The sequence below is a fragment of the Chryseobacterium sp. genome (genome assembly GCF_022712095.1).
Classification (GTDB): Bacteria; Bacteroidota; Bacteroidia; order Flavobacteriales; family Weeksellaceae; genus Chryseobacterium.
This window is the reverse complement of sequence record NZ_JALAHD010000253.1, coordinates 1-3,297: the sequence shown is the minus strand read 5'-3', so window position 1 is coordinate 3,297 and position 3,297 is coordinate 1. Positions and strand designations below refer to the sequence as shown.

Genomic DNA, 3,297 nt, shown 5'->3' with positions numbered 1-3,297 from the left:
TACTCGAACCGCTTGTTGGTCTAACTCTATTTTTAATTGTCTTTTTAATTCTTTTTTATCTTGGTGATTTAATTCCGAATACATAAAAAGCTCCTATCCACCACGTGAACAGGAGCTTGAACTTTGTTTATTTACTTGATTTATTAAGGTCTGACCCGTAGAATATATCTAGTAAATATTACAAGTTCAAACTCACGTGTCTCGACCGCCAAGAAGAGATTTTGCACGTGGGTTTTCTTTTTGTTTAAATTTGCAATAACGACGTTTGCCGTTCCACTTTGATAATCAGTATAAACCGCGTCATATCAAGGGTCAAGCTAGAAATAAAAAAATGGAGTTGTTTCTATATAGTATCAAGATAAGAAAAAACTCCATTTTTTCTCCGAAAAAACTCCGTTTCACCCCTCAAAAAACCATCATCATTTTTTAAACTGATTAAATACGACAAAACCATAACAATGTCGCACTTCACAACCTTTTTGTCGCATTTCAAAGTTGTTATTCCTTGGTATTAAAGGATCCTTATACTCCCAAATTTTTAAATAACAAATATATATTATATTTATATAAAGGTCACCAAAAACCTAAACCCTTGTGGCTCAGTATATCCTCGACTGACGCTCGGAGAGACGCTCCTTAACGGCTCAAAAACGCTCGTCAATACATTTCCTCGCAGAACCACCTCAAATGGCTTAAAATGCAAAATATGAGCTCCCTATGCCATTTTAACTACACTACTTCAAATTTATTTTTTCTTTTAGAGTTTCTGAAAGAAAGAGCATAAGGGGAACTGTTATCAGACAAGCTGATAAGCCGACAGTGTCGGCATTCCTAGTGATAACACATTTTCGCGGAATGGCTACTCCGTGGCTACTCCTATAACTACTCCATAACTACTCATAAACACCCGAAAAGCTTGCTATATTAGCGTTCGTAGATTGATTTAATTTTTAATTAGATTTATGTTTAAGCATAATGCAAAGTTTTCGATATAAAAAACCGTCCTAAAAAAAACGGGCGGTCAAAGAAGCATGCTAAAATACTAATTGCTGTTGATTATTTAATTTTCAGCAGGAGGCGAGACCAATGAACCTCGATATAGTTCTCTTACAATTTGAACTGAATTTAATCATTCAGATCATCTCAATTTATTTTGCATGGTGGTTAAATAACCATTAAAACAAAATAAAAAAAGCTCTGACTACTTACGATAGTCGGGGCTTTTTTGAGGTTTACTTAATGAACCTCGTTCTCTTACAACCAGATTATACCATCATTTTCTATAATCTGAACATTGAAACATCTCATCATCAATCACGATTCATTTTCTAAGTATTCAAACTTTTTACATATTTATCATGGTAATCGAAAAATCGATTTTTTATGATATTCCCCCTATATTTCTTAAAATAAAAAAGGAATAAGCCAACTTAAAAATCCGCCTATAGGAAAAACAATCCACCAATATTGGGCAATAAACTGCCAAACATTCTCTATAGGTTCCCTTTCTTTCTCTACTATAGAGACACCTCTAGTGAGCGGGTATTCATTATCTAATTGCTTATTTACTTTTATTTCCAAATAATAATTTGCGCCAGCTATCAAGAATAATAATAAACTCACCCATAATAACCAAAATAGAACTATATTATTCTTAGTTGAATAGCTGATGATAGATACAGCCAAGATGGACATAGTCGTAAATATCATTGCTATTACTAGAAGTTTTATTGAGCCTAATTTCTTTTTCCTATAATCAATTTGAATCGCTTGTTCTTTAGAAACGTCCATGATTTCAGCCTCTCTTTCTTCTTCCTCTATGTCCTCAAATAAATCACTAATTTTAACAGATAAAGCATTTGAAATTGAAGTTAAAGTATCTAAGCTAACATCTTCACCTGCTTCCAACCTCTGAATCGTTCTAACAGTTATATACGACTTTTCAGCTAGCATTTCTTGTGTCCAGCCTTTTTCTTTTCTTAATTCAGAAACTCTATATTTATTCATAAATTTATACTAACTTATTTTTAAAATCTCGTACACGACAGTCACCCGAAAGACACCCGACATTTAAATAAAAACTTTACACAACCAGAACTCTTCAGAGTTAATCACAATCCTACAACATATTAAAACCAAAAAAAGTAGCTAGAAATGAATTTATTTCTATCGCCAAAAATAATTCATTCTCTGGTAATCAAATTTTGCCACTGCAACCTTAACTACTTCAGGTAATTTTTCATTCTCACTATTTGCATGAATTAAATCACCATTTTCAACATCATCAAGTTGCAAATCTTTTCGAATTTCTTTCAACAATCCCGCAAAACTGACTTGTCGAGAACCTTTCAAAGCAAATTCCAAATCATCAATCACGGTCAAATTGCGTTCATCATCTTTGGTCATATAATCTGCTGATTTAGTCTGATACTTCGCTGTTTCCAGTGCCGACGCTTTTAGTGAACCTTTTCCCCTAGCACGATTAGCTTTAACTGCTTCCACATTAACTATCGGAGTATAGCCTAATTTCATCGCCCGTTGCCAAAGCTTTGTCCATTCCGATTGTGAAAGGTAATTTCCAGAATCTTTAAAATACGTATTCTTAACCATAACCAACAAATGCATGTGCTGATGATAACTGCCATCTTCATTGACTGTAATTTCCGTCGAACGAACATAGCCTAACAAGTTCTTAGACACTTTTTTATACTGCATTAATTTATATACAGCACGGCCAAATCTACCTAATTCCTTTTTTAACCCCTCTTTGTTGTATGTATTTCTAGTCGTCAGCGTTAAAAAAAAGAATCGAGCTTTAGGTTGGCGTTTAACTGCTTCATTCAAAATCATTTCTAACTGTTTAGCGCTCTTATTGGCTCGACGCCAATTGCACAACGGACACAACCGAGATTTACAAAACCAAACTTGATACAACTTCATTTCTCCATTGTCCGTAACTCGATACTTAATAGTTTCAGCACAGTCATGGACATTATGGGCTTTCTTAAATTCCAGAATTTCCAAATATTCGGCATACCGTACATTCTCGATTTTTCGTTTTTGCCACGGTCTTTCCTGACCATAGATATTCTTATCATGTAAAACTTGTCCCGAATGGTAGGATACCTTCTCTTCAGGTATCTCGGATTTACCACTTACTCGAACCGCTTGTTGGTCTAACTCTATTTTTAATTGTCTTTTTAATTCTTTTTTATCTTGGTGATTTAATTCCGAATACATAAAAAGCTCCTATCCACCACGTGAACAGGAGCTTGAACTTTGTTTATTTACTTGATT

The 3,297-nt window shown here is 34.1% G+C and carries 2 protein-coding genes; both read right to left on the bottom strand.

Annotated elements, in window-relative coordinates; translation table 11 throughout:
- Positions 1–1,404: 1,404 nt before the first annotated feature.
- Positions 1,405–2,007 carry a helix-turn-helix transcriptional regulator gene (locus Q0A18_RS13130; protein ID WP_292010606.1) on the bottom strand — a complete coding sequence of 201 codons (603 nt, stop codon included), beginning with the start codon at positions 2,005–2,007 and terminating at the stop codon, positions 1,405–1,407.
- 159 nt (positions 2,008–2,166) lie between these two features.
- Positions 2,167–3,240, bottom strand: a complete 1,074-nt coding sequence (locus Q0A18_RS13125; RefSeq protein ID WP_292010605.1) for a protein rep — start codon at positions 3,238–3,240, stop codon at positions 2,167–2,169.
- Between the last annotated feature and the right edge of the window lie 57 nt (positions 3,241–3,297).

Bases quoted from the DNA above. Each gene is read 5' to 3' on its own strand.
- Q0A18_RS13130 (WP_292010606.1), bottom strand. From the start codon at position 2,007: ATGAATAAATATAGAGTTTCTGAATTAAGAAAAGAAAAAGGCTGGACA.
- Q0A18_RS13125 (WP_292010605.1), bottom strand. From the start codon at position 3,240: ATGTATTCGGAATTAAATCACCAAGATAAAAAAGAATTAAAAAGACAA.